This is a genomic window from Paenibacillus xanthanilyticus (assembly GCF_042682185.1).
Classification (GTDB): Bacteria; Bacillota; Bacilli; order Paenibacillales; family Paenibacillaceae; genus Paenibacillus_Z; species Paenibacillus_Z xanthanilyticus.
The window spans coordinates 1049625-1074323 of sequence record NZ_JBHUHA010000002.1; the positions used below are offsets into that span (position 1 = coordinate 1049625).

A 24699-nucleotide genomic window follows, 5' to 3' on the forward strand; every position below is an offset into this window, starting at 1 on the left:
CCGTGCTGACCTTCGCTTTCGTCCGCTTTTGCGGACACGCTTTACTTGAACCAAGTCGAACAAAGGGCTTCCCGCGCGGGAAGCCCTTTGTTCTTGCTTCGTTCGGTTTGCCCGGAAAACCAAGCCGTCCCCGGACCGCCTAGCCGAGCGCCTCGTCCAGCTGCTTGAGCGCTAGCTTCAGCTTCTCCTCCGGAATCGCGTCCAGCCGGTCGCCGATGCTGATCTCGAAGCAACTGCCATCGCCTCTTGGCTTCACATAACTGGATAGCCCAACGCCGCTCGCTTGCGCGACTTTGACGAGCGCCTCTTCCACCTGCTCCGGCGGCAGCGCGATGTGAACATGGAACATATTCGTAACGGGCACCTCGGGCACCGTGACGACGTGCCGTGAAGCATTGAACAGACGAGCCACCTTCTCCGCGCCGGACCAGTAATGGGCCATCCTGCCTACGCGCCGATCGAAGTAGTAGTCCGCCGTGACGATATACGGATACAAGCTGATCAAATCGCCGCCATGCCGTCTTTTCCACACGGCCGACTCCTCGGTGAAATCGGACGCTCCCGCCAAAATCGCGCCGGCGATACCGCCGATCCCTTTGTAGAAAGAGACATAGACGCTGTCGAACAGCGCGCAAATTTCGGCTGCGGTCTTCTGATAATAAGGCAGCACTTCAAAGAGTCTAGCCCCGTCCAATTGAAGCTTAATGCCACGCGCGCGGCAGTAGGCAGAGATGGCCTCCAGCTCCTCGAACGCCGGCAGCTGACCGCCGATCTCGCGCTGCGGCAGCTCCAGCAGCAGACAGGCGACGTCCTCCGGCATGCTCGTCACGTCGTCCAGCCGGATGAGACGATCCGCCTCCGCCAGCAAGACCGGCTCGATGTCGTGCAGCTCGTGCAAGCCGCGCTGCTCGTGGATTTCGAGATGGCTCAGCGGATGATAGGCGACCCGCTTGGACGCCTTGCGGTCGCACCAGATGCGAAGCGCGATCTGCTGGGCCATCGTGCCGCTCGGGAAGAACACCGCCGAAGGTTTGCCCAAGTAATCGGCCATTTTACGTTCGAAATCGCCAATCACCTTGCCCTGACCGTACATATCGGCGTCCGTCTCACCGTCTACCGCTTCGAATGCTTGCTTTAAAATGTCCATATTGCGGGGACCATGTCCGCCGAGCTTATAATCCGCCTGTTGAAAGACGGTGGCTAACGAGTTGGCGTTATGCTGGTACATCCTATGATTCTCCCTTCGGTCCGCGCTGCTAAAGCCGCGTTCAAATCTAGTATAGCACGCGCAAAAGAGAAAGAGGCCTTCCATGGCTATGGAAGACCTCTCCCGCGAGACTCGCCTGATCGCGGTCCAGCCTTATTCTTGCGGCTTGCCTTCCTCCGCCGGCTTGCGGCCGATCGAATTCTTCTTCAGCAGCAGCCACACTTGCGCCGCGATGTAGATCGACGAGTACATGCCCACGGCAAGGCCGAGCGTCATCGCCATCGAGAACAGCGCGATGGATTTGCTGCCGAACAAGAGCAGAATGAACGAAGCGACAAGCACGGTCAAGCCGGTATTAATCGAACGCGTCAGCGTCTGCGAAATACTGACGTTGACGAGTCTCGACAGATCGTCGAACGTACGCAGTTTGGCAAAACGAAGATTCTCGCGGATCCGGTCGAAAATGACGATCGTATCGTTGATCGAATAGCCGATGATCGTCAAAATCGCGGCGATGAACGTCAGGTTCACCTCGAGCCGGAAGATCGAGAAAATACTGACGACGACGAACACGTCGTGGAACAGCGCCACGATGCCCGCCACCGCGAACCGCCATTCGAAGCGAATGCTGACCAGAATGATGATGCCGATACTCGCGAACAAAATCGCGTAGATCGCCTTGACCGCCAGCTCCCGCGCGATGCCCGGATCGACGGTGTTCTCCTCGATCGAGACGCCATCGCCGTATTTCTCGACGAACAGCGCTTTAATCGCCTTCACTTCGCCCTTGTCGGAATCGAGCACCCGATCGAAACGGGCGGTCACACGCTCGCTGCCTTCGCCGCCGACGGTGAGCGTCTCGGGCATGATGCCCGCTTGTTCGAACAGCGCTTCCGCGTCGGCCTTGGTGACGGTCTTGCCAACGACCATGTCGAGGCTCGTGCCGGCTTTGAAATCGACGCCGTAATTAAAGTTGAACGCCAATACGAACACGAGACCCAGCACGGTAATCCCGCCGGAGATCGCGAAGAACAGGTTGCGGAGCTTGGTGAAATTGAAAATACGATAGTAGCCATCTTCATAACCCGACTTGTCCGAGAGCTTCTGGATGTCGGCAGGCTTAACGCCGTAGTGTTTGCTCTCGCTCAGCCAGCCCGTGCCGATGAACAGCTTGAGCAGGAAGCGCGACAGATAGACGTTGGTCGCCATACTCAGAATGTTGCTGAGAATGAGCGTCAGCGCGAAGCCTTGAATGGCCCCGGTGCCGACGAAATACAGGACGCCCGCGGCGACGATCGTCGTGACGTTCGCGTCGAGAATCGTGCGGAACGAGCTCTTCGAGCCGGCTTTCATCGCCGACAGCAAGCTCTTGCCGGTGCGCATCTCTTCGCGAATCCGCTCGGCGGTAATGATGTTCGCGTCGACCGCCATGCCGATGCCGAGTACGAACGCCGCGATGCCCGGCAGCGTCAGCGTCGCCTGCATCCAGTAGTACAGGACGAGCAGACCCCAGTTATAAATAATCAGCGTGATGCAGGCGATGAAGCCCGGCACGCGATAGACGAACAGCATGAACAGCAGAATGAATACCGTGGCGATCACGCCGGCCAACAGCGTCTGCTCCAGCGATTGCTGCCCGAGGCTTGCGCCGACAGACTGCGTGTATTTCTCGGTCAGCTTGAGCGGCAGCGCACCCATGTTGATGATCTCTGCCAGTTCCTTCGCTTCGGTCATCGTGTAGTTGCCGCTGATCGTGGCGCTTCCCGCGCTGAGCACGTCCCTCACGACCGGATTGGAGAGCATCTCCTCGTCCAGATAAATCGACAGTTCCTGTCCGAGCAGCCGCTGGGAAACTTCGCGCAGCTTCTCCTTATCCTTCACTTCGATCAGAATCATCGGCTGGTTCATCTCGTCCATGGCCACTTCCGCCGCGCCTTCGACGAAATCGCTGCCGAGCAGCTCCTTCTTGCCGTCCGGTCCGCGGAAGGTCAGCTCCGCCGGCTTCTTCATCATCTCCCGGACGGTTGTCTCGTCCTGGACGCCCGCGATGCGCGCGCGGATGCGGTTCGTGCCCTCCGTTGTCACCTCGGGCTCCGTCACGCCGAAGGAATCGGCGCGTTTGGCCAAACTCTTGGCGGTCTGCTGAAGGGCTTCCTTCGTTACCGTGCCGCCTTCTTCGATCGGCTGCGCTTCATACAGAATCTCGAAGCCGCCTTTAAGATCCAGGCCTAATTTGATGCCGTTCAATATCGTCGGGCTCGTCGCGAACACGACGGTCAGCGAGATCAGCGCCGTCAGCAGAAACCCTGCTATTCTACTTCCTCTCATCGTAAACATCCCTTCGTTAGTTGGCTTCTATCCGCTTCAATTAACCCGGGGCTTGTCCACGAATACGCTCGTCATCTGGATCGGCGCCAGCAGCCGGTGCCGCAGCATAATTGCGATGGCGTCGCTGCCGGTGCGCCCCAGCTTCGCGAACGGCCTGCGCGCGCGATGAATCGAAGCCGCCAGCCATAACCCGCCCAGCGCAAGGGGGACAACCTTCGGATCGTTGGCCGGCTTGACCGCTCCCGCGGCATGCACGCCCTGCTCGGCGCCGATCCGCGCCCCGCCCACTTCCACCCGATGCGGATGGCCGGTCAGCGCCGGGGCGAGGAGCAGCGTCAGCATGCCGAGCAGTGTAACTGCGGTCCATGTATAAGGCACGGCTTTGCGCCAGCTTGCCTGCGTCATTCCGGTTGTCCCTCCTTTCATGAGGCATGTCAATCACGCATAAAAAAGCAGGCTTGCATGCAGCTGCAAGTCTGCGAAATTGTTAGAGAATCCGGATGCTATACGGATGAGCAGGCGATTGGTTTCATTTTTTTGCAGCGTTGTCCTCTCGCTAATCTGACGTCTCATCCGATGGCGGATGAGGAGTGAGAAGCCCCGCTCTTCCATGCAAACGGCTATTGACACGATATAACCTGTCATGTAATATTATCCGGGTGCTGCGCGCGCACCACGATAACCACATACTTACGATCGTATAACCTCGCAAAATGCCCGCTCGGGCAAGGGTGAGGGTTTCTACGGGAAGCCTTAACTTCCTAACTACGACGCCAGCCGCTCATCCTGACGATGATCCGCTGACGATCGGAGTTAGGATTTTTTTGTTTGCTGGAATTAGGGTAAGGAAATCAAGGAGGTCTGTACCAAGTATGAAATACTTATTATCCGTCTTTCTCGGAGCCGTCAGTTACGGCATCCTTTCCACCATTGTCGTGACCGCTTACGGCAAGGGATATGATCTCGGCGAAGTCGTCGGCAGCCAGCTGCTGACCGGCTTCCTGCTCTCCTGGGGTCTTGCGCTGTGGACCAAATACCGCAGCAGCCGCCTGGCCAAGACCAATCCTGCCGCCTCGGCCAAGGCCGCTAGCCTGGAGCAGAAGCTGACCTGGAAACACCGCCTGATCCTGATGGCCGCCGGCACGCCGACCGCCATTACCGGACTGGTCTACTACCACTCGCTTCGCTACATTCCGGCTTCGCTTGCCATCATTCTGCTGTTCCAATTCACCTGGATCGGCGTGCTGATGCAGGCGATCAGCCAGCGCAAACGCCCGAACGGCATCATGCTGCTGACGCTGGCCGTCTTGTTCGGCGGGACGCTGCTCGCAGCCGGCATTCTGGAGCAGGGCGCTTCGAATTTCAATCTGCTCGGCGTCATGTTCGGCCTGTTGGCCGCGATCAGCTATTCGCTGTTCATTCTGTTCAGCGGCAAAGCGGTGCCGGCCGCGAATCCGGTCTACCGCAGCGCATGGATGCTGACCGGCGGTCTGACGCTCGTCTTCATCTTGTTCCCGCCGGCGTTCCTGTTCAACGGCGTCATCTGGGGCGACCTGCTGCTCATCGGCTTCATGCTCGGCCTGTTCGGCGCCTTCATCCCGCCGCTGCTGTTCGCCGTCGGCGTGCCGCATATCGGCGAAGGCATGTCGAGCATCCTCGGCGCTTCCGAGCTGCCGGTCGCGGTCGCGCTCTCGTCGATCGTGCTGCACGAGCACGTAAGTCCGCTGCAATGGGCGGGCGTCGCGCTCGTCTTGCTCGGCGTCGCGCTGCCGGAGCTTTACAAGCATAGGAAAGCCTCCGGTACAGGAAGCGTCTTATCTTCTTCTTCATAATAGATCATTCTCTGTCCGTGCGAAAGACGTATCTGGCGCAACAACAAAGAACCTCCCGCCGCAAACTGCGATCGGGAGGTTCTTTGCTGATAATTGGCGCCATGTCTAAAACAACGCCCACCAAATTTTATCGATGCCGACCACGAAGAAAATCCATACGCCGACCAGGATATGCGAGAACGAGGCGCCCAAGAGGGAATTTTGCCGCGCATACATCCATCCCCAGTAGAGCCCCGGAAACAGCGTCAACAGCGCGAACGTCAAATTCAAATGCGCGTGCGCCATGGCAAACAGCAAATTCGAAAGAATGATGGCCAGCCAGACTCGTTTGTTCGACGGCGGAAGAAAATTTTGCAAGGCGGACTGAATGCCGCTGCGCGAAATAAATTCTTGGATCGGACAGAATAAAGCGTAGGCCGCGCCATATATAAGCATCGTTTGATCAAATTCCCCATTCGCCACTTGCCTGACGATGCTAAACACCGTGTCGTCGATGTCCGGATTCAGCAGCAGCACGATCCACTTGAGAATCGCGATCCCCGCCAGCAGCGGTACCGTCAGCAGGAAGGATTCGCCGAGCACCTTCCGCCAGTTCGCGAGCGTGAGCCCGAACATGGATGGCGGGTAGCCGCTTCGCCGGATGAGCACGTACATCGCGGTCGCCATAATGGCCAGGATGCCGATCGAGATCCAATTGGACCCCCACTGGATAACCAAGTCCATCAAGGTCCGGAACGAAAGCGTGTAAATCGCGAGCAGAAACAAGATGTTCACCGTGAACATGCCCATGGCGATCTGCGCTTTGCTGGCCGCCAGCTCCTTGCGAATGGAGGCTACCGTCACCTGATTCGTCGTATTCAGCTTGGCCGAGAGATCCCGCGAAATGTTGCTGAGCAGCTTGACGCGCATGGCGTCATTCGCGCTATCCTGCCATATCGGCTCAAAGTCGATGCGGATCACCATCGACGGTTCGCATGACCGGATCGTCGCGGTCCGCGTGCCTTCCGCGTCCGCGAGCAGCGCCATCTCGCCGGCGCTCGCCCCTTGCTCCAGCCGAACGATGACGTAGTTCTCGCCGCTCTCCGCGTTGCGCTTAAGCACCTCCGCGCCGCCTTTGACGAGCAGCACCACCGATTTGTCCGCATCCCCTTCGCGAATCAGCTCCGTACCCGCTTCAACCTCCAGCCACTGTGCCGATGCGGCCACGCGCGCCAGCTCGTCCGGCGTCAAATGCGCCAAGAGCGGATGCCCGCCCAAAAACGCCGCGATGTTGTTCATCCTTCCCCACTCTCCTCTCGCCATAACGTCACGACTTCGGCACCGTCACGTCTTCAATGCGCATCGCGCGCGTATGCACGGTATGATTCCACGACTTGTTCCGGCTCGTGAAGAAGGCGATGAACGTCAGCGGCAGCCATGTCAGCTGGAAAATCGGATAGACCGGGATGCCGAGATAAGCCTTCCAAGGCCGCCTCTCGATAAACAGCACAAGCGGCGTCTGAAGGAAGATCGCGATGTGAATCCCCCACCACACCCAGTCGGGCGCGAGCTGCCGGATGCCGAGCTGCTCGAACAGCGGCGTCGCGACCTGCAGGTAGAGCATGACCGAAATGCTGGCCAGAAAGAGGAAACGAAACGGCTGGAACAAGTACAGCACCGCGTCGAACTTGGCGAAGCTCCTGTGCCGGATCGCGCTCTTGAGCAGCGGCCACGTGAACCGTCCCGCACAATCGAAATGGCCCCTCATCCAGCGCAGCCGCTGCCGGTACGAACTCATCATCGTGATCGGCTTCTCGTCATAGACGATCGCATTGTTCGCCCACGACGGCGCGATGCCCCGCTCGACGCAGCGCGCCGTGAATTCCACGTCCTCCGTCAGCGAATGGGCATTCCAGCCCATTTCCTCCAGCAGCGCGGACTCGAAGCACATGCCTGTGCCGGCCAGCGTATTGGCCATGCCGAGATTGTATCTTGCCAGCTGCCACATCCGGTTGATGTACCAGTAGGTAATCGCGTACGAGATCGAGACCCATGAATCGTACGGGTTCTTCGTCTCGAGGTAGCCTTGAATGACACGCTTGCCCTGCAGCAGCTTCTCGTTCATCTCGGCCAAATAATTGAGACTGACGAGATTGTCCGCATCGAAGACGACGACTGCGTCGTACTGCCTATCGCCCGACCACAGCTTGCCGAGCAGCCACTCGATGGCATGTCCCTTACCCTTGTGTGCCAAATCTCGCCGTTCCATCGGCGCGAGCCCATGCTCGCGGACGATGTCCGCCGTCCGATCCGTGCAGTTGTCGCAGATGACGAAAATATCGTAGAGCTCGCTTGGATAATCCAGACGCTTCAAATTGTCGAGCAGCGGCGCAATGACCTTCTCCTCGTTGTGCGCGGCGACGATGACGGCGAACGATCGCTGCGGCGGTCGCGGCGATGCCTCCTTCTTCGCACGGAAGCCCGCAAAACTGAGCAGCGTTTGGTAGACGCCGATAAAGCAAATGAGCGCCTGGATCACAATGCAAATGAGGTTAAATCCGAATTGAATGGCGTGCATCGTACCGTTGTCCCTTCCTCGTGGTGTATGGCTTGCTTATTTATTGAAAAGATAGCGCGATGTCCATAACGCCCTCTGCTTCCTCATATGCGGCGATATCCGTCTTGCCATTACCGTCGAAGTCGGCGGCGAGCGGCACGCGATCGCTGCCGGCGGCCCAAGGCCCGAACGCATTGTCGATGGCGCGGAACGATCCGCCGCCTTGTCCGGCATAGACCTGCCAGACGCCGCGGCTCGCCTCATGCACGATCAGGTCGTCGCGCCCGTCGCCGTTCGTATCGGCCACCAGCATGTTCGCGTCCGCTTCGCGCTTCAGACTTAACGCTGCGGCCTGCGCGAGCGTGCCGCCGCCCGTCAGATAGGCTGCGATCGGCTCGGTCGACCCGATTGGCAGGAAGAGCAGGTCGTCCTGTCCGTCATCATCGAGACGCGCGCTCGCGATGGACGCGCCTTCGGGTACGGCCACGCCGGTGTCCGTCCAGGTCAAGGTACCGCCCAAGCGCGACACCGCGATCACGTGACGGTCTTCGGGCCGTACTGCGATCCAAATCCCGCCGCCCGCGCATGCGTCCGAGCAGCCTTGAAGCTGCGTCAATCCCGCGGGCAGCTTGCCCATCTCCGCCGGATATGCCGTGCCGCCGGCGGCGTATCCGGCGGCCTGCAGGATGCCGGTCTCTTGATCGTAAATGATCAGCTCCGCCCTGCCGTCGCCATGGATATCGGACAGCAGCAGCTGCTCGCCTTCATCGTAATCCCGCGTCAGCCACGTCGCCGTTTGATGCTGCAGCTGATTGCGCGGCCAGCCGAACGCCCCTTCGCTAATCTCGATGCTGGCTGCTCGCACCGTCACGACGTCGGCTATACCGTCCCCGGTGACTTCACCGATCAGCGGCGGTTCCATCGCGGCTTGGGCGACGAAACGGTTCGCAGGCGAGAACGGCACCGCATCGTGCACCGTGATGAACCGGTAGCCTTGATCAGTAAGACCGGCGACGAGACGGTGAAGCAAGGTCGGCTCGTTGCTCCGGTATCGATAAACCGGCAGCCCGTCGCGATACTTCGGTTGGCCTTGTTCGTCCGTCACCGCCTCCAAATGTTTGAATTCCAAGAATGGGTGGAAATAAAAGGATGCCAGCCCATCGTACCCGTCCGTCTTCTTCAGCAAACGATCGACCGAGGCCTCGTCCGTCAAATAGCCGAGAGGGGCCGGCACGTAGACCGAGCCGTTGGTTACGCCTCCGTATGTATTCAGAGTCTCGTAGACGTTGAGATCCCGGAACGTGCGGATCGAGTAGAGGTCGGGCTCGTACAAGATGCCCATGTAGGAGCGGAATACTTCCTCCTGCTCGCGGGTGTCCTTGTAGTGAGGCGATTCCCAAAATGCGGGGGTAAGCCCGGCTTGGCGAAACGCCTCCAAGCTGCGCTCGATCCGTTCGGCCGCGTAAGCGGGTTCGAACGTCTCGTCCGCGCCGGGCACTTTGAATTCGCGCGCGATGCCCGATATATGATTGTCGTCGTCGCGCACCTCGCGGCCGTACTGATGCGTATAGCCGTGCATGCCGAGCACAGCGCCGCGCTTCTGCGCGGTCTGCAGCAGGCGGATGAACCGCGCGGTGAACGCGTCCGGGGAAGGATCGTCGATGCCCCGTTCGGTCCACGTCCCGTCTTCCTCTGGATGGATCGACCGGGGGATGACCGTCATGTGGAACGGAATATTGAGGCTGTCCAATTCGTCCAACACCGCCCTTAGCTTGCCGAGTCCTTCCGGCGTCCCGTATTCGCCTCCGGGCTCGATGTCTTCCAGCCGGAGCATGGCATGGTGTTTGTTTGTATTCGGGTACGCGTTCGTCCCGGAGCTGTCGTACGCATAATAAGCGATCGCGGCCGCCGCGAGCAGCGCGACGGGATAGATCAGCTTTTTGCACTTACGGAGTATTCGAATCAAGGTAAGCCCCCCTAATGCCGCGCAGCCGGGAATCTGTTCTCTCTCCTTCCCGCCAAGCTGACGAGAGTTAGTATAAAACATTTCCTAGGCCGCGAATAGAGCGAGTTTGGGCTTTTCGCCTTAATTTTAACTAAAGCGCGAGAACTAGATTGCGACCAAGTTCGACATAGATAGACAGTGGAGGATTGCGGAAAACATAAAGAGCGCGCATGCTCCCTCTCAGGAACGCGCGCGCTCTTCTGACCCTTTATGCGAGTATTAATCCGGCATGATCCAGACGATCTCGGCGATCCGCACGAAAAACGTATTGTCGCGTACCCGCAGCGCGACGTGATCCGGCTTGCAGCCTTGCACCACGCCTTCAATGCGGCCGCGCGTCGTCTCGATGACGACGTGTTGGCCCATACAGCCTTGCAGCGTTTCGACGACGAACGGGTCGACGGGGTTCACTGTGACAGGCCCGCCAAACAGCGGCTGCGAAGGCGGCTGTCCGCCTTGATGATAGGGATACGACGGCATTCCGTAAGGGTTCACGAACTCACTCCTCCAATGGATTGAACGGCACATCGTTATCGTATGCAGCCGCCCAAGACGCGGTATGGGCGCAAGCCGCCCTCCATGTTCTCCGATCTAGAACAACGCCAAGCCCAACCCTGCCGACGCCAGCCCAAGGATGACCGAGGACAGCACGTACACCGCCGCCCGCCCGATTTGACCGTTCGAGACGAGCTGGACCGTCTCATACCCGAACGTCGAGAACGTCGTATATGCCCCGCAAAATCCCGTCCCGAGCGTCAGCCAAACGCCTTCCGTCAGACGACCTGCGTCGTGCAGGCCGAACAAGATGCCAAGCAGCAAGGAACCGGATATATTGATCGCCCATGTCCCCCATGGGAAGGAAGAGCGCATGCGGGCATGCATCCACTTGCCCCCATAGAAGCGCGCAAGCGTCCCCGCGACGCCTCCGAGCCCGATCAGCCAAATCATGACGCCGCCTCCTCTTGGACTCGAGTCCCCCGGCCTAACCGCGCGCCGGCAAAGGCGAGGGCCAACCCGCCGACGACGCTGAGCGCGATGTAGAGCCCCGCCGTGACCCCGTGCCCGGAACGGACCAAATCCGCCGATTGGACGGAGAACGTAGAGAAGGTCGTGAACGCTCCCATGACGCCCGTGCCAAGTCCCAATCGAACCTGCGGCGGCAGACTCCATCTCCCCGGCGTCGCCGCGAATAACACGCCGAGCGCGAAGCAGCCCAGCAAGTTAATAATCAGAATGCCGAGCGGAAAGCCGTCCCCGAGCGTCGGGATCGCCTCGCCCAGCCAATATCGAAGCAGCGTGCCGGCGAAACCGCCAGCCGCAAGCGCGATGCCATTCATATTCGTCGCCTCTCTCTTCGCAAGCCAAATAAACTCCTCCCCGCCATGACGGCGCAGAGGAGTTCATAAGCCTTCCGGATCCTATTCCAGCTTGAACTGCGCGGCGCGGCTGCCCATCTCGTCCGCCTCGCTCTCCAGCGACTCTTCGTCGTTGATCGCCTTGCCGCCGATCTCGGCCGTCGGCTTCACGCGCCCTTGCTTTTGCTGTACGAGATGCCACGCCTCATGCGGGAGATGCTTCTCCTGACCGGGACCGACATGTATATCCGTCCCCTGCGCGTACGCGAGCGCACCGACTTCCCTTGGCTTCGAGGAGTTGGCGTGCACCCGCACGTCATCCATCGAATACCCGCTCAAACTCTCGATGCCCGCCTTTAAATTCTCCGGCAGTCCGGTGCGATCTCCCTTCGCCTGGAGTACCGGCCGCGCACTATCGCTCCCGAGGCGTCCCGACTGTATGAGCTGCATGGCGATCTGATTGCCGACCGCGCGCTGCAGCTGCGTGATCGTGCCTGCGGACGTGGGAACGCCCGTATTCCGCGCTGGCTGCGCGGGCGCTTGATGCCGTGAAGTCGATGGCGCGGATGGCTGCCGCTCTCCGCTTCTATTCGTATACTGATGCAAGTCCGCCGGCCCCTTTTGTCCCGATTGCGTAAGATGAACGCGTAATCTTTTCCTCATTATAGCATTAAACAGTAGAAAAGAACGGGGCAACTTTGGCCGCCCCGCCTATGCTTGTTCGGCCGGCAGCGCGCGGCGAAGCCGAAGCGCCAGCATGCCCGACAAGAGGAACAATCCGCCTGCCGTCAAGTACGTCGCGCGAACGCCGAGCAGATCCGTAACCAGCCCCATGACCAAGACGGATACGCCGAAAGTTACCGAGAGCAGCGTCCCTTGCGCGGCATACACGCTTGCCAGCTCCTCGGGCTTGATCCGCGTCTGGAAAATCGTGCGCTGCGCGATATCCCGCATCTGGAACGCCGGCCCCATGAGCAGGCACAGCAGCAGCGCAATCGGCGGCGAGGATGTGAGCGCGAACAGCACGGTCATCGCCGCGATCGCCAGCGCCCCCGTAATCATCGCGGGAATCAGCCGGCCTTCGATCTTTCGCGAGAATAGCATGACGAGCAATCCGCCCGATATCGTGCCTGCGAAATAGGCGGCATTCATAAAGCCGAACCAGTCCGCGCCTTTGCCGAGGACATCCTCGACATAGATGAGCAGGACGGCCGCCACCCAGACCCCGTTGGCGATGCTCTCGGTCACGTCCATCGTCGTCACGACGCGCAATATCGGGCGGTTCCAAATGGCGCTCCAGCCGGATTTCATCGTGCGCCAATTGGAGCTTTCCCGCTCGTCCTTCCTGCCGCTTGGCTGCGCCTCCGCAAACCGGACGAGCCACGCGGCGGCCAAGGCCGCCCCCATGATGGCCACAGCCGCCCAGAGGCTGCCGGAGCGCCCGATCCACGCGATGACGATACCGCCGAGCGCCCAGCCGGCCATCATAACCGTCTGGTCCGTCGTGGACATCAGCCCGTTCGCCTTGACGAGCAGCGATTCGGGTACCAGTCGCGGCAGCACGGCATCCTTCGCAGGTCCCGACCAGCCCTTGAAGAACGCGAATCCGAATAGCAGCGCCAAGAGCGGCGTAATCCCCGTATCAAAAGCATAGGCACCTACCATCGCCGCAATAAGCACCATGAACAAGATTTCTCCGGCCACACTGCCGACCAAGACGCTGCGCAGCGGGTAGCGCCGCAGCACGAGCGGCGCGATCAAGCCGCTGGCGAACACGGCGGCCACCCGCACGATCGGCACCAGTCCCGTCATGAACGCCGAATCCGTCGCTTCGTTCACGAGCACGATCAGCGTGAGCGTGAAGAGCACGTCCGCCAAATTAAGCGCTCCCTCTGCGGCCAACAATAAATAATAATTCCGGCCCAGTCTCATATCGATTATGCACCTCCTCCCCATTGCCGAAGCTTATAGCGCCGATGACTCGCTCCTGTTTCGAGCCGTGAAGCGAATCCGCCCCGCGGGCATGCTGAGCAGAATGAGGAGCGCCGCTACGCCGTCGGTCGGCGTCAGCGGCTCTCCGAGCAGGATGAAGATGAACAGCAGCGTCACGACCGGCGTGAAAAAGGTAAAGCCGGCGATCAGCGTCGCCGGGGAATGCGAAAGCGCCCGGAGGTAAAGGAAGAAGCCGAGCACGACATTGCTCATGGCCAGCCAGCATGCGCCGTAGAAGTCCGGTCGCGCCGGCCAAGCGAATCCGGAATTCATCGCGAGCGCGCATACGGCCAAGAGCAGGGAGAAGCAGGTAATCGCGAAGGCGCTCAGCACCGCGTCCTGCTTGTTCCATTTGAGCAGATTCGTAAACACGCCCCAGCTGACCGCCGCGCCGATCGCATACAGATCGCCGGCGAGATCGGTAAAGCGAAGCTGCGCCCAATTCCCCTCCGTCATGAGCAGCCATGTTCCCGCAAGCCCCATCAGTACGGCGACCGCCGTGCCGCCCGTCGGCTTCTCCTTGTTCATGGGCAGCGCAAGCAGCACGATGAAGATCGGGAACAAATAGTTCAGCATGGACGCTTCGACCGCGGGGATGCGCTCCAACGCTTTGAAATAAAGAAAGTCGTACAGAAAGGTGAAGAGTCCGCAAGCCGCTAAAATGAGCCACGCCCTGATCGTCCAGCTTCTAACCGCAGACCAGCCGCCCCGGAAGAACACGATCAACGCGAAAACGGCCGCGCCGAGCCCGTACAGATAGAACAGGAGTTGATAACTGTCCAGCCGGCCGAGCAGCAGCTTACTGACGGCGGCCACCGAGCCCCACATGAGGAGCAGCATCGGCATGAGGATATAAGGATTCGTGGACCAAGTCTTCTGGTGCTGCGTATGCATGTCTAGTTGTCCTCCATGGATGTCTTGTGAACTGGCGAAAACTCCCGCAGGCTGACCGTTTACAGCGCGATCATGCATCGCTTATGCTACGTACATAGGACATAAGACCCACTGAAGCGATGCACGCCGGCTGCAAGCCGAGCGCGACGGAAGGAGATTTCGCGTCATGAGCGAGTTTAGCGAGAGCTATCATTTATTTACGACCGAACAAGCGGACGGCATGAAGCTGCTCCGACGCGGTTTCATGCGCGGGTATGTGTTCCCGGCAGGCCACAACTGGGTGACGATTCTGCCCAAAGGCGCGGCATTCCGGCCCAACCGCAGGCTGATCGCCGCCAATAAAGGGACGCTCGTCCATCTTATTCACGCGGAGGACCATGGCTGGTCGTTCAGCATTTATGAAGGGAACAAGCGCGTCTGTCATTATGCGTGCACATGGGAAGAGGAAATCGAGATCGATCAGCGCGAATACGACCGAGGCCGAATCGTCGAGCTCATTAACGCCAATCCGCACCGGCCGCGGACGGTAACGCCGCTCGATATCACCCGGATTCTCTATGTCAGCGATTTCGACGACATCGCCGACCGCGACCCGGTCGGCCAGCTGGCGGAGCTGCTCGCGCTGGAGCATTACGCCTGGCTCTCCTACGATTATATGCACCGGGAAACGCGCGATAACCCAGTCTTGCTCGAAGCGCAAGGGATTAAGCGGGCGAAGGGGCTGCTGGGTTTCTTGTAGCGAGCAGTGCCGGCTTAGCTCTCGCCGCTTCCGTCGAGCGCCAGTCGGATCATCGCCGTCATGCCCGTGATTTGCTCCTCCAGGTTATCCTCCGGAACGAACGACAGCGTGCCGTCCTCTGTGGACTGTGGCACCTTCGCGTTGCCGATCTCGACCTCGTTGATGAACAGCCTGACGGTCGATCCGGCATGATCGACCGTCAGGCGCTCGAATCGGCTTGAATGCTCAAACGATACCACAAGCTTCGAAGCCGTGCCGGCCGAGGAGGCGGACTCCACGTTCGACGCCAGATCCTCCCCGGTTGCCAGCACTTCGCCGAACCGATCCTTGACATAGATGTGCAGCCCGCTGTACGGCCGTAACAGCCGAAGCGTATCCATGTATCCTTCCATTACGTCATCCGTAAAACGCTGCCCGCCAAGCTGCAGCAGAATTGGAGCGTACATCAGCCCATGAATGGCATGATCGATCGGCTCCCAGCCATCATCGCCCGGCCCCTGCATCAAGCGGATTGCAGGGTCCGCGCCCTGTTTCAGCAAATATCGGACAACGTCCGCTTGCCCGTCACCCGCCGCGAAATGAAGCAGCGTGTAGCCCCCGCCCGGGATGATGATATCTGCGTATGGATTCTCCCGGTAATTGACTGGGAAGCCCGCTTCGATTAACGCTTTTGTCACCGGGAGACTTGCGGCCGCGAACGTATACGGTATGAGTCCGTCGACGCCCATCGGGAGCGCGGCCATCCTCCAATCCTTTAGCAGCCTTATTACGGTGGCGGCATCGCCATCCATAATGGCTCTGTTAAGCTGGTTCTGCGAATGAGACAGCGCCCAGACGACATTAATGCCGCTTTCTTTGTAATACTGCATCTCTCCGCCGCTAGCCTCGATCACGAAACGAAGCGGTATGTAGACCGTGCCTTTCTCCTCTCGAAGAGGCACGGCAAGCGTCGTCGCCTGCCCGCCGACGAACGCCGTTTTGGCGTTCAATTTCACCCGAATCGGCTTCTCTCCGCCCGAGAGCGTCCATTCTTTGGCCGCCGCCGACCATGTCAACGCTAGCTTCAGCGCGTGTGCGGCCTGGCGAAGACCGATCATATTCTCGCTTCTGCCCGCTGCGGTCACCTTCTTGTATGCCGTCTTTTGCCCATCAATATAGAGCGCTGGCGAAGCCTGATCGCTAGCTGCTGTCGCGGCGTTCAGCGTCGTCATGGGCAAGCAGGTCAGGAACAAGGCGATCGTAAGCAGTCTTTTTACCGCCAATCCGACCCTAACTTTATTACGCTGGGCGTCTTTGGTGCGATTTCCTGTATTCGCGTGCTGCTTCCCGTACGTCATTCCATCGTCCCTCTCTCCGTCTTTACTCAGCCATTCTTGCCGCATCGCCTGTCTCGTCTTCCCCGATGCCAAGAATGGATTGCTGCATGACAAGACTAGTAGATTGCTCCATCATACTATAGCGAACTACGGGAGAGAAATGGTTCATTTGCGCGTATCCATAGAAAGCGGGATGTGCCGGAATGGCGCTTGCGCCTTAGAGATTCATCACCTTATTGACCTCATGATAGGCAAACGGCAAAAACTCCCGCACGGTCCATTTGTACGGGAGTGTTCGCTATTTTGATTGGCTATGAGTCGAAACACAAGAAAGTGTTGCCACTTATCGAACCCAAACCCGCAGCGGCCCAATCGCCGTCCAGCCCGCCTGCAGCGCGGCATCCAACGTCTCGCCATGCTCGTAGCCGACGAGCGGAATTCCAGGGAAATGCGCCGACGACGCGGCTGCAATCGAGGACCAGAGGGTGTTAGAGCTACTATCTGTCGTCGTCGCAAACACATTGGAGATGCCTACCGCGCCTTCGCTGACGTTCGCAATAAAGCCGGATACGCCGCCGTTGGATTCACGCATGAATACCTTCACATCCTGACGCTGCAGCAGCTCGGGTTTCATCAAATGCGGCATGTCGCCGGCTGCGGCCCATCGGGCGAGCTCGCGTTCGGTGGCGACGATGGTCCATGCCGTCTCATCGGCAGCCGCCCGGTGGTCCGCAGACGGATCGGATGTCATCCACTGCGCCTCGAACAAGAGCCGGAGCCCGAGCGGCGCCATGTCCAGCTTCGCATAGCTGTCCTTTAATCCGGACACCTTCCGTCCCTCCAACCATTTCTTTACGTCCTCGGTCGTTGCATCTGCCGTGGCCGTAATGAGGTCCGGATGAAATGGCGGGGCTGGCGCGAGCGTCCCCCATAACTGCCCTTCTGAGGTATGGACAACTCCATACAGTTCGCATATGGCAGCGCACCAGGCGATGTTATTTTGCACGGCGATATCGGTTCGCGTCATCTATCGTTCCTCCTATACTAAAATTAGCGGTTGACTTTCCCCTTAGGGGAAGGCGCAAAGTAGAAGCAGACATTCGAATGGAGCACGATGAAAGCGAGGTGCCTTATTGCTGTCGATCGGCGAATTCTCGAAGCTGTGCGAAGTATCAACCAAGACGCTTCGTTATTACGACGAAATCGGACTGATTAGACCGGATGAAATCAACCCGGACAACGGGTATCGGTACTACGCCGTCCGTCAGATGAAGACGATGCTCATGATAGGTCGTCTCAAATCCTACCATTTCTCGCTAGAGGAAATCAAAGCCATTCTAGAAGCCGAGGCGGATGATGCCGAGGAGCGGCTAAGCGCCGCGCTGCACCGCAAACGGCGCGATATGCAGGAGCGGCTAGGCTCGCTCGAGCGCACCCTCCGCCAAATGAACGCCGATCTGGCAAATCTTGCGCGCGGTATTCCGTTGCTGGCGTACATCGACCGCATCGACGTGCAGCTTGCCGCCGTGCCGCCGATGACGATTGCGTCGACGCGGCTGATGATTCGCGGCGAGGATGACGCCGCCGGGTACGGCGCGTATTTTGCCCGGCTCTATGACCGTATCGCCGCTGACGGGCTCACGATAGCCGGTACGCCGATGACGATCTACCACAGTTCGGAGTATAGTCCGGCCGGCCATGATACCGAGTTCGCCATCCCGGTCGAGGAGGCAGGCGACGGGACGCGGAGGCTGCCCGAAAGCTTATGCGCGCGAGCCGTCCTGAAAGGCGCTTATCCGGAATTAAAAAGCGTGTACGCCCGGCTGCGGGCATGGATCGAGGAGGAAGGGTACATCGTCGCGGACGCGCCCTACGAGGTGTACCTGACCGATCCGAAGCAGGTGAACGACGCGGCGGAGAGCGTGACCGAGGTTTATTTTCCGATTCGCAAAAGATAAGGGAGGCATGCAATAGTGCAACGTATCGACCGTACCGCTTCCAGCTGGCCAACCCCCGATCCGGCAGCTGTGGGGATGGACACGCGCAAGCTGGCCGGGCTGGAAGCCGTCATCGCATCCGAATATGCGAACATTAACGCCGTCGTTGTGGCTAGAAATGGCGCGCTCGCCTATGAACGGTATTGGCGCGGCGTTAGTCCGGATCATCCGCACCATGTCGCATCTGTGACGAAAAGCGTCCTATCCGCCCTGATTGGCCTGGCCATCGAAGACGGGCATATTCGCGACGTCGACCAGAAGGTGCTCGAGTTTTTCCCAGCATACAGGCCGGCGGCCGATAACGGAGTGATCGCGAATATTACCATTCGCCATCTGCTCACGATGACGGCTCCCTATCCGTTCGAGGCTTGGCGCGAGCCGCTGGATCAGCTGTGCATGCAGCCCGACTGGGCGGCGTATACGATGGGTAAGCTGGGGCGCGGCGGGAATATCGGCGACTTCAAATATTCCACGTCAGGGGCGCATCTCTTGTCGGTCATCCTAACCCGGAGCACCGGCAGCAGCGCGCGTGAATTCGCCAATGAACGCCTGTTCCGGCCGCTCGGCATGCGCGAAATTCCGGCCTATGGCATGACCGCCTACGGGTTCGACGAACTATTCGGGCACGCCGTGCGCGGATGGGTCGAGGACCCAAGCGGCCACTCGACCGGCGGCTGGGGGCTTACGCTCACGCCGCGGGATATGGCGCGGTTCGGCTTGCTGTATTTGAACCAGGGACGGTGGGGCGACGCGCAAATTCTCTCGCCGGCGTGGATCGACGCGTCCACGGCCGTGAACGCGCACGGCTACGGCTATCTGTGGTGGGTGCGCGAAGAGGATGGCAGACGTGCCTTCATGGCGCTCGGCGATGGCGGCAGCGCGATTTGCTGCCTCCCGGATTACGGCATCGTCGTCGCGATCACGTCCGAATTCATGCCGCAGCCGCGGGATCGGTGGGGGTTGATTAAGGAGCATATTTTGCCGGCCGTCGCGGACTGAACGCTGCTTGAAGAGTTTCTCATTGCCCTCTCCTCGCCGCGTGGTATAATGACGGAAGCTATTTTTTACGAGGTGAGTACACTGGGTCAATTCGATTTGATTTATAAAGACATCGTCACCGATATTATGGCTAATGGCGTCTGGGACAAGGACCAGAACGTCCGCGCCAAATGGGCGGATGGCACGCCGGCTTACACGCAGAGCGTCATCTCCAAGCAAATCGTGCTCGACAACGCCGAGGTGCCGATCCTGACGACCAAGAAGGTCGCGTGGAAGACGGCCATTCACGAGCTGATCTGGTTCTATATCAAGCGCACGTCCGACGTCTCGTATTTGCGCGAGCACAACGTGAAGATCTGGGAAGAATGGACGCGCGAGGACGGCACGATCGGACGGGCATACGGCTACCAGCTGGGCAAATCGTTCCCCGAGGACGGCTCCCCGGACGGCAAACGTCAGTCTGACCAGATGACGAACCAAGTAGCGAAGCTGATCGACGGGCTGAAGCGCAATCCGGCGTCGCGCCGCCATATCATCTCGCTGTACAACATTGACGACAATCACGACATGGCGCTCTACCCGTGCGTGTGGCACAATCAATGGCTCGTCAAAGCGAACAAGCTGCACCTGATCGTCGGCATCCGCAGCAACGACGTCGGCCTCGGGCATCCGTTCAACGTGTTCCAATACTACGTGCTGCAGCGGATGATCGCGCAGGTGACCGGGTACGAGCTCGGCACGCTCACGTTCAACATTAACGACTGCCACATTTATGAGCGCCACCTCGAGCCGCTCGCCAAGCAGATCGAGCTTGAGCCGTTCGAAGCGCCTAAGTTGTGGATCAACCCCGAGGTGACGAACTTCGACGACTTTACGATCGAGGACTTTAAGTTGCTTGATTACAAGCATCATGAGAAGATTCAGATGGAAGTCGCGATTTAAGCGAAAGGACGGTATGCGATGTGCATGCCGTCCTTTCGTTAATTCTGGTAAAATCTTAACCTCCCCCCACCCCCTCCGCTGAGGGGGCTCCGAGGGCTCTGCCCTCTGGACTCCCGGTTTCGTGCTAGCACGAGCGTTTGCGGTTGGCGGGTGCTTTCGAGCTCGGCACGCTTTTGTCCTTGCGGACAAAGCTAACGGCTTCCTTGGGGCCATGCCTCTTACTCCGCCAGCGAGACCTCATCCACGTACACCGTCGCCTGTCCGGTTCCCCCGGCTGGCTCGATCTTGATGCCGATCGCGTTGACCGCTTCGCGGCCCGCGATGGTGGCGAGCGAGAGGGTCAGCGTCGCGAATCCGTCCGCGCCGATTGCTTGCGAGGTGCCGCTGTCGTACCATTTCCATTCCGAACCAACCTTGATATAGAGCCGCGCCTTGGCCGATCCGCTGGACAGCTTCACTTTCGCGCTGATCGCGGAGACGCCGGATAGGTCGACCGGCTCGACTTTGGTCAGTTCGAAGTCGCCGCCGAGGTTGAACGTCGAGGCGAGCGCGTGCGTGCCTTCTGCCGCCGCGTCTACCGACGATACTGCCGCCGTGGCGCTCGCGTTGTTCTGACTAACCGCCCAGCCCTGGGTGCCGGACTCGAAGCCGTAGAGCGTGCCCGCCCGCGCCGGCATGCTGCCTGCTCCCGTGCCGCCGTTCGGCACGCCGCCGGTGCCGTCGTTGATGACTCGGATGTCGTCGAAGTAGAGGGACCCGCTCTTCATCGGCACGCCGTCCACCGCATTGACGTAGATCGAGAAATCGCGCACTTCTTTCAGGTTCGTCTTCGTAATAACTTTGCCCGCGTTCGCCGTATCCCATGGCGCCGGCTTGAACGCGCTGAACGGCAGCGTCACCCAACCCGCTTCGGTCGAAGCAAGCGACGGATAAGCTTCGAACGAGATGCCGCTGATGTTGATCTGAATGACGAGCTTCTGATTCGATCCGTCCGGCTTCAGGTAGAACTTCAGCTTGTTGAAGCCCGACCAGTCGACGCCGCCGAGCGATTTCGTAATGCCCGCGTATTTGTTGCCGGCCAGCGTGTAATCGTATTTCATCGCATAGCTGCCTTCGACTTTGTTGGACGCCGTCAAGGAGACGCTCGTCGCGTCGCCTCCGGCATGCTTGAATCTGCCGGCCAGCTGGGCGTCGCTGCCCGAGTACGATTCAAAATCGTCGACGAGCGCAGGATCGCGCGGAGCTTCGACATACGTATTGAAGAGCCGGATGTTATCGACGAGAATCGCCGCGCTGCCGGACAAGCCGCTGCCGATGAGCGAGATGGCCAGGCTGGCGGCCGCCGCCGATTTGGCCGCGTCGTTCACGTCGATGACCGGTTTGTAATGCCAGTAGGATTGGCCGCCGATCGTCACTTTCTCCAGATCGGCCAGCTTCTGCTGCGTCGTCGACATGCCGTACTTCGTATTCCAGTCCGGCGGCAGCATGACGACGCCGCGCAAGGTCGCGTCTCCGCTCTGCTGCTCCGTCACCGGCACGTAGACGTCCAACGCGAGACGCTTGACGTTCGCCATGCCGACCGTCTGGGCCGCCGTCGGAATTTCGAGCTTCAGCTCCTGCCACGTATCCGTCGCATCGAGACCGGTCACGTTCATCGCCAGCATGCCGTTGCCTTCCTCCGCCTTGTGCGTCAAGGCAAGGCCAATTCCGTCGTGCGTACCGACATTGGAATAGGTGCCATTGTTCTGGATCGCCGCGATATCCGCCGCTTCGTTGAACGCGTAGGCGTGCAGCTGAATTTGCGGGACCTTCACGAAGACGCTCGACTTCGACTCCAGTACGACGTTCGTGCCGTTGTAAGCTTTGACCGTAATGTCCGCCGTCTTGCCGTTGTACGCGCCGCTTGGCGTCCAATTCGCGGCGTAGAAGCCGTCGCCATCCAACGTCATTGGCACCTCCGGTCCGCCCGCTCCGATCGTAAAGACGACCTTCGTCGGGGCCGCGTTCAGCACGCGGGCCCGGATCGTCGCCGTATTCGTCGTCACCGCGCCGTCATGCGACGGTGAAGCGATATGCATGAACGGTCGTTCGGCTCTGGCCTCGACCGTCCGCGTGTAGATCGCGTCGCCTTTGATGTCGGCAGCGAAAGCGGAGTATGTGTCGGCGTAATAAGCCTGGAAGTCCGGCAGCAGCTCATGATCGCCGAGATCCTTCGCATTCTTGTACGGAACGAACAGATTGCCGTTCGTGCCGAAGTTGGCCCACGTCTGCATGTACGCGATCCGCTTCGCGTCCGAATCAGCCTTGATCGCGTTCAGCAGGCGGGTGAACCACGCCTTGTCGCCGTTGCCGCTTACCTTCATGCCCTGCGGGCTGTAGCCGAATTCCGAGAACGTCGCGATTTTGCCCTTCTTGTCCGCCAGCTTCGAGATCATGGCCAGATCGCCGACCAGTCCGCTCACGAACGACTCGGATCCCGGCGAAGCCTGATTGTCATACTGGTCCATGCCCAGGACGTCCACGTAATCGTCGCCCGGATAGGTCGTCAAGTAAGAGGCTTCGCTGCCGCCGAAGGAGCCGTTCGGGGAGTAGACGTACAGGAAGTTGTGCACGTCCTTCTTGTCCCGGAGATACTCGACCGTATAGCGGAAAATCTCGACGTATTCGCTCGTCGACGTCGTCTTCGCTCCCCACCAGAACCAACCGCCGTTCTGTTCATGGAACGGACGGAAGAGCATCGGGATCGACTTGCCGTTGTCGTCCTTCAGCAGATGCGCGAACGCCGCGATGTTATCCAGGTACGCGTTGTAGGCCGCGTGCTTCGCGCCGCCCGGCAGGATGTTCGCCACGACGCTCCCCGCCGTATCGTTGAACATGCCGCCCGTCACGAAATTCGGCATATGCGCGCTCAGCGTCAGGATGCCGCCCAATTCGTGAGCTTCCTTCATCGACGCGGCCAAGTTCTCTCGGCTCTTCGTCTCGTCGCCCGCCACGCCGGGCTTCTCCTTGCCGTCGAGGCTAAGCGTATCCCAGCCGAACACGGCCGGGAAGTCGCCGACGGCGTTCTTCACGTCGGACTGCGGTCCCTCCGCGCCGTCGACGAACGAGAGGCCTTCGTCGGTGACGTGCTGCTGGCCGAACAGCACTTCCTGCCCCCGGCGCTCGTTCAAATACGCGAACAGCGATTTGGTCTCGGCGGTCGCCTCGTAGTCGACGAAGTCGATTCCGGTTGCCGGCGTCTGGCCGCCCGAGCCGCTGACCCCGTTGCTGGAACCGCTGCTCCCGCCGGTTGTCCCCCCGCCTGTCGATCCTACGGGCTTCGCCGTTCCGCCCTCGATCACGAACTTGCCTGGCTCGAGCGGTTTGCCGCCAAGCTGAACGCCCGCTGCCCCGATGTCTGCGGACCTGATCGTGCCCTTGGCTTCGATCTTGGTGCCGTTCGCGCCGCTTCCGATCGTCAGGTTGCCGATCTTGGCTCTGTCGCCCACGTTAAGTTCAGCCGGCGTATTCGCTTCCACGCGATCGGCCTTCGACTCGCCGTTCAACTCCAGCTTGGCGGCGCTATCCAGCGCCACGCGGCCGATCTGCGTCTTGCCTTCCGCCAGCACGCGAACCTTGCCGTCCGGCCGGTTCACCGCCACTTCCCCAAGCACCGTATCGGTCAGCGTAACGGTGTGCTCGCCGCCGCCCTGGATGAACGTCTTGCCTTTGACGGTCACATGATCGAGCGTTACATTGCCGCTTCCAATGCCAGCGGTCAAGTACAGATTGCCATTGATCGTCGTATCCTTCAGGATGATATTCTCTTCATTCATGACGAGATTGCCGTCGATCGTGCCAGCGGTTACCGTGCCTGCGCCATGATAATAACCGGCGACGAGCCGATCCACGAGCGCGATCGCCTCCGCGCGGGTGATCGCGGATCCAGGTCGGAAAGTACCGTCGCCGTAGCCTTTGATGATGCCGGTGAGCGCCGCTATCGCGTCCTTCGCATAGGCGTGAATGGAAGCCTCGTCCGCGAATGCGATGTTAACGTTTCCATTTTGCTTCAAGCCGAACATCCTTGCCAGCAGCGTAACGGCATCCTCGCGCGTGATCGGCGCAAGCGCTCTCGCGGTACCGTCCGGATAACCGGTGTAATACCCGGCTTGCTTGGCTATCGCAAGTTCGTTCGCATACCAGGCGTTCGAGCCGACATCTGTGAAATTCGCAGCGGCTTTGGCGGTGAGTCCGAATACCCGGTTCAAAATCGTGACGAATTCCGCTCGCGTAATCGCCTTGTTCGGCATGAGCACACCATTGGCATCGCCCGTCAACACGCCGTTCTCTACCCAGCGGTCCAAGCTATTCTTCGCCCATCCGCCTGCCTCGTCTTGTGCCGATGCCGTATTTGCCGCCATGCCCTGGCCGTTGCCTGCCGCTCCGTATACCGGCATTCCGCTGGATAACGCGACCACGCCGCTCAAGGCCGCCGTCAGCCATTTCCTCTTCCCCTTCATCGTTCGTTCCTCCCGTAGTTCGTTTGATAGACCAAACATTTTCGTGCATACGCAAATA

Annotated in this window: 20 protein-coding genes; 5 read left to right on the forward strand and 15 right to left on the reverse strand. The window is 59.7% G+C overall.

Annotation, left to right across the window (positions count from 1 at the left end; genetic code table 11):
- Positions 1 to 139: 139 nt before the first annotated feature.
- The 3 genes from ACFSKT_RS21785 to ACFSKT_RS21795 all read right to left on the reverse strand — a co-directional run bounded on the left by ACFSKT_RS21785 (position 140) and on the right by ACFSKT_RS21795 (position 3940).
- The gene (locus ACFSKT_RS21785; protein ID WP_377716576.1) at positions 140 to 1228 is read right to left on the reverse strand and encodes a threonine aldolase family protein; all 1089 of its coding nucleotides are present in this window, start codon (positions 1226 to 1228) and stop codon (positions 140 to 142) included.
- A gap of 132 nt (positions 1229 to 1360) precedes the next feature.
- A complete protein-coding gene (gene secD / locus ACFSKT_RS21790) occupies positions 1361 to 3535 on the reverse strand; it encodes a protein translocase subunit SecD (protein WP_377716574.1) in 2175 nt (724 codons plus the stop codon).
- 36 nt (positions 3536 to 3571) lie between these two features.
- The gene (locus ACFSKT_RS21795; protein WP_377716572.1) at positions 3572 to 3940 is read right to left on the reverse strand and encodes a hypothetical protein; all 369 of its coding nucleotides are present in this window, start codon (positions 3938 to 3940) and stop codon (positions 3572 to 3574) included.
- Positions 3941 to 4407: 467 nt separating this feature from the next.
- Here ACFSKT_RS21795 and ACFSKT_RS21800 point away from each other — a divergent pair, with 467 nt between their 5' ends.
- Positions 4408 to 5367, forward strand: coding sequence for an EamA family transporter (locus tag ACFSKT_RS21800; protein WP_377716570.1), 960 nt, complete (start codon positions 4408 to 4410; stop codon positions 5365 to 5367).
- A gap of 105 nt (positions 5368 to 5472) precedes the next feature.
- Here ACFSKT_RS21800 and ACFSKT_RS21805 read toward each other — a convergent pair whose 3' ends face one another.
- The 9 genes from ACFSKT_RS21805 to ACFSKT_RS21845 all read right to left on the reverse strand — a co-directional run bounded on the left by ACFSKT_RS21805 (position 5473) and on the right by ACFSKT_RS21845 (position 14149).
- The gene (locus tag ACFSKT_RS21805; RefSeq protein ID WP_377716568.1) at positions 5473 to 6645 is read right to left on the reverse strand and encodes a CPBP family glutamic-type intramembrane protease; all 1173 of its coding nucleotides are present in this window, start codon (positions 6643 to 6645) and stop codon (positions 5473 to 5475) included.
- A gap of 28 nt (positions 6646 to 6673) precedes the next feature.
- Positions 6674 to 7924 carry a glycosyltransferase family 2 protein gene (locus tag ACFSKT_RS21810; protein WP_377716566.1) on the reverse strand — a complete coding sequence of 417 codons (1251 nt, stop codon included), beginning with the start codon at positions 7922 to 7924 and terminating at the stop codon, positions 6674 to 6676.
- 40 nt (positions 7925 to 7964) lie between these two features.
- A complete protein-coding gene (locus ACFSKT_RS21815; RefSeq protein ID WP_377716564.1) occupies positions 7965 to 9869 on the reverse strand; it encodes a DUF2334 domain-containing protein in 1905 nt (634 codons plus the stop codon).
- 258 nt (positions 9870 to 10127) lie between these two features.
- Entirely contained in the window at positions 10128 to 10403 is a 276-nt protein-coding gene (locus ACFSKT_RS21820) for a YuzF family protein (RefSeq protein ID WP_377716562.1), read from the reverse strand.
- Between the two features lie 96 nt (positions 10404 to 10499).
- The gene (crcB, locus tag ACFSKT_RS21825) at positions 10500 to 10856 is read right to left on the reverse strand and encodes a fluoride efflux transporter CrcB (RefSeq protein ID WP_377716561.1); all 357 of its coding nucleotides are present in this window, start codon (positions 10854 to 10856) and stop codon (positions 10500 to 10502) included.
- Entirely contained in the window at positions 10853 to 11245 is a 393-nt protein-coding gene (crcB, locus tag ACFSKT_RS21830; RefSeq protein ID WP_377716560.1) for a fluoride efflux transporter CrcB, read from the reverse strand. Before crcB (ACFSKT_RS21830) ends, crcB (ACFSKT_RS21825) begins: the two co-directional genes overlap by 4 nt.
- 81 nt (positions 11246 to 11326) lie before the next feature.
- Positions 11327 to 11869, reverse strand: a complete 543-nt coding sequence (locus ACFSKT_RS21835; RefSeq protein WP_377716558.1) for an eCIS core domain-containing protein — start codon at positions 11867 to 11869, stop codon at positions 11327 to 11329.
- Between the two features lie 105 nt (positions 11870 to 11974).
- Positions 11975 to 13195 carry an MFS transporter gene (locus tag ACFSKT_RS21840; protein WP_377716556.1) on the reverse strand — a complete coding sequence of 407 codons (1221 nt, stop codon included), beginning with the start codon at positions 13193 to 13195 and terminating at the stop codon, positions 11975 to 11977.
- 33 nt (positions 13196 to 13228) lie between these two features.
- Positions 13229 to 14149: a DMT family transporter gene (locus ACFSKT_RS21845; protein ID WP_377716554.1), complete on the reverse strand. Its 921-nt coding sequence runs from the start codon at positions 14147 to 14149 to the stop codon at positions 13229 to 13231.
- A gap of 166 nt (positions 14150 to 14315) precedes the next feature.
- On the opposite strand from ACFSKT_RS21845, the gene ACFSKT_RS21850 reads away from it, so the two are divergent.
- Positions 14316 to 14888 carry a hypothetical protein gene (locus tag ACFSKT_RS21850; protein ID WP_377716552.1) on the forward strand — a complete coding sequence of 191 codons (573 nt, stop codon included), beginning with the start codon at positions 14316 to 14318 and terminating at the stop codon, positions 14886 to 14888.
- 14 nt (positions 14889 to 14902) lie between these two features.
- Here the strand turns inward: ACFSKT_RS21850 and ACFSKT_RS21855 are convergent, their stop codons facing one another.
- Positions 14903 to 16225 (reverse strand): ankyrin repeat domain-containing protein, encoded by a 1323-nt coding sequence (locus ACFSKT_RS21855; RefSeq protein ID WP_377716550.1) that lies wholly within the window; start codon positions 16223 to 16225, stop codon positions 14903 to 14905.
- A gap of 322 nt (positions 16226 to 16547) precedes the next feature.
- Complete coding sequence (locus ACFSKT_RS21860) at positions 16548 to 17231, reverse strand: hypothetical protein (protein WP_377716548.1); 684 nt, start codon at positions 17229 to 17231, stop codon at positions 16548 to 16550.
- A gap of 106 nt (positions 17232 to 17337) precedes the next feature.
- Between ACFSKT_RS21860 and ACFSKT_RS21865 the strand changes: the two genes are divergently transcribed.
- The 3 genes from ACFSKT_RS21865 (at position 17338) to thyA (ending at position 20142) form a co-directional block, all read left to right on the forward strand.
- Complete coding sequence (locus ACFSKT_RS21865; protein WP_377716546.1) at positions 17338 to 18162, forward strand: MerR family transcriptional regulator; 825 nt, start codon at positions 17338 to 17340, stop codon at positions 18160 to 18162.
- Between the two features lie 15 nt (positions 18163 to 18177).
- Complete coding sequence (locus ACFSKT_RS21870; RefSeq protein ID WP_377716544.1) at positions 18178 to 19200, forward strand: serine hydrolase domain-containing protein; 1023 nt, start codon at positions 18178 to 18180, stop codon at positions 19198 to 19200.
- A gap of 81 nt (positions 19201 to 19281) precedes the next feature.
- Positions 19282 to 20142, forward strand: a complete 861-nt coding sequence (gene thyA, locus ACFSKT_RS21875; RefSeq protein WP_377716640.1) for a thymidylate synthase — start codon at positions 19282 to 19284, stop codon at positions 20140 to 20142.
- A 218-nt stretch (positions 20143 to 20360) separates the two neighbouring features.
- Here thyA and ACFSKT_RS21880 read toward each other — a convergent pair whose 3' ends face one another.
- Positions 20361 to 24641 carry a glycosyl hydrolase gene (locus ACFSKT_RS21880; RefSeq protein ID WP_377716542.1) on the reverse strand — a complete coding sequence of 1427 codons (4281 nt, stop codon included), beginning with the start codon at positions 24639 to 24641 and terminating at the stop codon, positions 20361 to 20363.
- Positions 24642 to 24699 lie beyond the last annotated feature (58 nt).